The sequence below is a fragment of the Mesorhizobium sp. M1A.F.Ca.ET.072.01.1.1 genome, assembly GCF_004023325.1.
Taxonomy (GTDB): Bacteria; Pseudomonadota; Alphaproteobacteria; order Rhizobiales; family Rhizobiaceae; genus Mesorhizobium.
On sequence record NZ_RZSF01000394.1, the window covers coordinates 1 to 5,287 of the forward strand.

At 61.4% G+C, this 5,287-nt stretch carries 4 protein-coding genes; 3 read left to right on the forward strand and 1 reads right to left on the reverse strand.

Annotated features, from left to right (window positions below):
* The 3 genes from virB10 to EOA32_RS32590 form a co-directional block, all read left to right on the forward strand.
* The coding region (gene virB10, locus EOA32_RS32580; protein ID WP_145971426.1) for a type IV secretion system protein VirB10 at nt 1–1,093 on the forward strand (1,093 nt) is incomplete at its 5' end.
* Nucleotides 1,090–2,115 (forward strand): P-type DNA transfer ATPase VirB11, encoded by a 1,026-nt coding sequence (virB11, locus tag EOA32_RS32585; protein ID WP_128373926.1) that lies wholly within the window; start codon nt 1,090–1,092, stop codon nt 2,113–2,115. The genes virB10 and virB11, both read left to right, overlap by 4 nt.
* 10 nt (nt 2,116–2,125) lie before the next feature.
* Nucleotides 2,126–4,279 carry a type IV secretory system conjugative DNA transfer family protein gene (locus tag EOA32_RS32590; protein ID WP_128373927.1) on the forward strand — a complete coding sequence of 718 codons (2,154 nt, stop codon included), beginning with the start codon at nt 2,126–2,128 and terminating at the stop codon, nt 4,277–4,279.
* A 522-nt stretch (nt 4,280–4,801) separates the two neighbouring features.
* Here EOA32_RS32590 and EOA32_RS32595 read toward each other — a convergent pair.
* Nucleotides 4,802–5,287: MFS transporter (locus tag EOA32_RS32595; RefSeq protein WP_189407565.1), on the reverse strand; the 486-nt coding region annotated here is incomplete at its 5' end.

The window sequence follows — 5,287 nt, forward strand, 5'->3', positions numbered from 1 at the left end:
GGCTGCCGAGGAAGCTCGTCGCAAGGCCGCGGAAGAGGAAGCCCGGCGCAAGGCAGCGGCCGAGGAAGAGGCTCGCAGCAAGGCGGAGGCGGCCGAGCGCGAAAAAGCGGTATGGGAACGCCTGCGGTCAAACCAGATGGTGACGAATGATGAAACGAGCTCGACAGCCAATGGCTCTGAAGCCGGACAGGCTGAGATCGCACCTGACGGCCAGATTGTTCCCGTGCCCGGCGCCGACAGCGATCCCAACAAGGCGTTTCTGGCACAGTCCGAGGCCAGTTCCACCGGCATCGCGAAGGCGCGGATTTTCCGGCGCACCGATGCCCTGATTCCAGAAGGCACGGTGATCCGCGGTTATCTGGAAACTGCGATCAACACGGATCTTCCGGTCGCCGTGCGCGCAGTCGTGCGCGAAGATGTCTTTTCCCTCGACGGCAGGCGGGTCCTCATCCCGAAGGGCTCGCGCCTGACGGGCGAATATCGCTCCGGGCTGGCTCGCGGCCAGAAACGGGTTTTCATCGTCTGGAACCGGGTCATCCGCTCGGATGGCATTTCCGTCGACATCAAGTCGCCCGGGGCGGACGCGCTTGGTCGTGGCGGCATGGCGGGTCGCGTCGACACGCACTGGCTCGAACGCTATGGCAACGCCATCATGTTGTCGGTGGTGGGCGGCGTCTCCGAATATTTGTCGTCGCTCGCCGACAGCGGCCAAGGCGCGCAACAGCGGCAGGTGACCACAATCGACCCGGTGACGGGGGAAACCACAACCGTGACGTATGGCGGTAACGGATCGCAGCGCGACGCGCGCAGCATCGCGTTCGACAAGTCATCGACTGCCCTGCAGCAGCTCGCGCAGGAGGCGTTCCGCGACACGCAGAACATCGCCCCGACGGTCTATGTCGATCAGGGCACGTCAGTCGTGGTTTTGGTCCGCCGCGATCTGGACTTCTCCGATCTGTACGCCGATCCGGTGCAACAGGAACTGGCACGCCTAAGGGCTGGAGGCAGGCCGAAGCAGGCGATCGATCCGACGCCGCTCTTTTCGACGCCGAAGGATCATTATTATCCTGGCTATGGGAACCCGGTGAAATGAACGCCGTGCATCCCCTCCCGGACCCATGGGCGAGAGCGCCGGTGCTGCGTGCTCATCTGGAACCGATCTGGCCGTATTTGCAGGAAGAAGCGGTTTCCGAAATCGCGATCAACCGGCCAGGCGAACTTTTCATAGAACGGCTTGGCGCGAAGGAAATGGAGCACGTTGTCAGGCGCGAAGTCACGCCCGGCTGGATCCGCAACATCGCAACCGGCGTGGCCTCGGCGACAAATCAGGTCATCAACGAAGAGAGGCCGGTGCTGTCGGGCGCTCTCCCCTCCGGTGAGCGCATCCAGTGCATCCTCCCGCCTGCTGCCCCCGATGGCGGCGCTATCTCTATCCGCAGGCAAGTCATCATGGATATGACCCTCGATGACTATCAGAACATCGGCGCTTTCGAGAACACCGCAATGGGTAGCGGTCTTGCGTGGTCGCCGCAGGAGACGCGGCTGGTGGAGATGTTGCACGACACCTCGCCCATGGAGTTCTTGCAGTATGCAGTGCGCAACCGCATCTCGATCGTTGTTTCGGGCGGCACGTCGACCGGCAAGACGACATTTTTGAATGCCCTCTTGAAGGAAATCCCCGGCCACGAGCGCCTCATCACGATCGAGGACACGCGCGAACTGAAGCCGCCGGTGGCCAACAATGTCGCCCTGATTGCCTCGAAGGGCGATCAGGGTCTTGCGAAAGTCTCTGCGCAACAGCTGCTCGAGGCTGCCCTGCGCATGCGGCCAGACCGCCTGCTGCTCGGCGAACTGCGCGGCGCGGAAACCTTTGCGTTCCTCCAGGCCATCAACACCGGTCATCCAGGTTCGCTCACGACCGTTCACGCCAATTCCGCACGGTCCGCGTACGAGCGGCTCGCGCTCATGGTCATTCAGGGCTCCTCGGGGCTCTCGCGAAGCGAGATCCTCGACTACCTGCGGGAGGTCGTCCCGGTCGTTGTCCAGATGGTGCGGACCGAACGCGGTCGACGCGGCATCAGCGAGATAAAGTTCACCAAGGCGGAGACAATCTAGCGGGGACCCGATGCAGAAAATCGCAACGGCAATCTTCATGGTGCTCATGGGAATGGCTTTGGGCGCCCTGCTTTTCACGATCGCCTATGCAGCGACGGATTGGTACACGACTGGCTCCCATGTTCTCTTTGATCAGTTGAACGCCAATCCAGTGCCGGTCATGCATTTGGCCTGGGCGGACGTGGCGGCGAGGGATTTCGGGCGGGTGCAATACGCCCTTGCCGCCGGTTTTGTCGGTTTCTTGTCGCCCCTGCTCGGCGTCTTCTTGATGCGGCCGAAGACGCGCAACGATTCTCGCTTCATGACCATGCGGGATATATCCAAAGCAAGGTTGACCAAGGCCGGTGGTGTCTTCATCGGCCGGGCAGGTGGTAAGCTGGCCGAGATTTTCAGGCCGCATCGCGATCGGCGCACCGGCAAAATCAGCCTCACTCGCCTGAAACTGCTCGGAGGCAGAAAACTATGGGTGGATGGCGACGACGTTGGCGGCTTTGTCATCGGACCGCCGCGCTCCGGCAAAGGTGCTTCGATCATCATCCCGAATGCGCTGGTCTGGCCGCATTCGCTGGTCGTCCTCGATCTTCGTGGTGAAACCTACGCCGCGACTGCTGGCTACCGGTCGACCGTGAGCCAGGTTGTGCGCTTTGCGCCTGCCGACCCGGACGGCAAAACGGCCTTCTACAACCCGATGGATTTCATCTCGTTGGATTCGGCGCAACGCGACATCGATCTGCGCAACATCGCCGCGGCGCTTTTCCCGCGGCCGCCCTCAAACGCAGACCCTTATTGGGTTAACGACGCCCGGCTTCTGTTCACCGGCATCGCTTCCTATGTCATGGAATCGCCATCGGTTCCGAACGAGAAAAAGACCTTCGCAACCATTCTGGAGATCATGAACGGCGCGGAGCAGCCGCTCCTGGAATTCATCGGCTCGCTGCGGCAGGAGCGCCGGTGCGAATGCTCGCATTTCACGCTGCAAACCCTGTTGCCCTACTTCGATATGTCCGAGCGGCAGTTTTCGGGTATCTATGCTGGCGTGCGAACCGGCATGGCGCCGTTTCTCAACGAACGCCTCATGCGGGCCACCTCGCGCAGCACCTTCGACATTCGCAAGCTCAAGCGCGACCGCATCTCCCTTTATCTGGACGTGCGGCGCGAGCAGATCGCATCTCTCGGTCCCTTATTTAACGTTCTCATCACACAGATGATGAACTTCATGTCGGAAAGCTTGCGGCGTCCGGACGAGCATCAAGTGCTGGTCCTGTTGGATGAATTCCAGAACCTCGGCAAGCTTGAGAAGGTGACCGAAATGGCGAGCGTCCTGGGCGGCAACGGGGTGCCGATGTGGTTTTTTGTCCAATCGCTGAAGGCAGTGGATGAGATCTATCGCGAGGAAGGGCGCAAGACGCTCATCAACGCCGCGCGCGTCCAGATCTTTTTCGGCGCGCAGGACGCTGATGATCTACGCTATGTCTCCGAGCAACTGGGCGAGACGTCCGAAATGCAAAAGGATGTGACGCGTACCAAGGCAACTTTGTTCGACACCTATTACACGCGCTCGGTCCACAGTAAGGAAGTGCGTCGGCCACTGAGGCGACCAGACGAAATCCGCACTTTGGACAAAAACAAGGTGCTCATCCTGCCGCGCGGTCAATTGCCGATTCTCGGCACGCGAAACTTCTACTTCGCCGACGCCAAGCTCGCTCAACGAGCTTTCATGCCGCTGCCGGCATCCGTGGATGGTGCCCGCCCGAAAAGCCTTGCGGGTATCCATCCTCAATCGGCTATCTCGCCTCCGCTTCCTCCGATTTCGCCGACAGCACCAACATACCGCTCGGGCATGGCTGACCATCGCCTACGGCGCGGCGCCACCTTTGCCGCAAAAACTGGGCGAACGGCGTCGCCCCCACCGCGCCCGCGGACGATCACCAACGACCACCAGGGAGCGAAAGCCGACACAACGTTGCTGCGCCCTGCCACGGTAGATTTTTCCGCCTTGGCCGCCAGAGCGGCCACAACACGCATAGCGCCCGAAAAAGAGGCGGCGGTGGCAGCAATCCTCGACAAGGTGCGGTCGTTCCGCGTCCACGCAACCGACACCGAGGCGTTTGACCAAAATCTAAGCGTCGTCGCGGAGACCCTGCCTGACGTCGTCGATGGGTGAAGGGCTCTTAATTACACTGACGTACCGGAGGGTCGTGCCGCGCGACATGAGCGATGGGCGGCGGCCTGGCCGGAGATTTAAACCTGCGGGCCGTTCGTGTAATCGACGCGCAGCCCGACCCGGCGCGGCGGCTCTCGAGACCAGGCACAACCTCGAGCGAAGCGACGACCTCCTCGCTCAGCAACACGACTGGAAGCTTGCACGGGCGCGACAGTCCTCTCCAGAATCGATGGTCCTGCAGCAAACGCGCGACCGGCTCCGCCTGACCTAGAAACGATCCATGCGGCGAGTGTGAGCGATGCGGACGGAGGGTGGTGTCCTTCGCAAACATGTTTTACCGACACTCGCGGCGGCTTGGCTGTCGATGCTCGTCAAGGCGGGCTGATCGGATCGCGCCCGCAGCCTATTGTTTCTTCTCCAGCGCTGACCATCGAATGCGGTGGATCGCCCGCCTCCGCCTGGAACCGTTTGAGCGCGATCGTTTAACGATGGCTGTTGCCCCAAATGTGGGCCGGTCGGGCTTCAATGCCGGGGAAGTGGGAGGATTGCGCGTTTGCGGGGTGAGCTTGTCGGCCGCTCAATCGAAAGCGTCATTTGAGGCGCTTCCTCTCCCGCGTGCAACTCGAAGACACGCTCGTCCAGTTCCTTGTCGACTTCAGTGAGACGGTGGTTCAGGCGAAGGTAGTCCGTCCAGGTCGGCGTGCGGAATGTCTCTGTCCATTGCATAGGCTTCTGAAGGTTGCGCTGGAGCGTCCAGTTCCGGGCACCGACGCGGCTGTGGACATGCCTGCGCTGCCGCATCAGGACGAGGAAGGCCTCGACGTTCTTCTCGGCTATGAGATATTCGACCTTGACCACGATCGGGCCGCTTCTCGGTTTCAAATTGAGAGCGACAGCGGGAGCGTCGAATGCCTCCAAAGGATCGGGTTCGGAATCGTGGCGTTCGCGCAGGGGAAACAAAACGCCGGCTACAGCGACGAGCAACAGCGCACCGGCAGAACCCTCAAG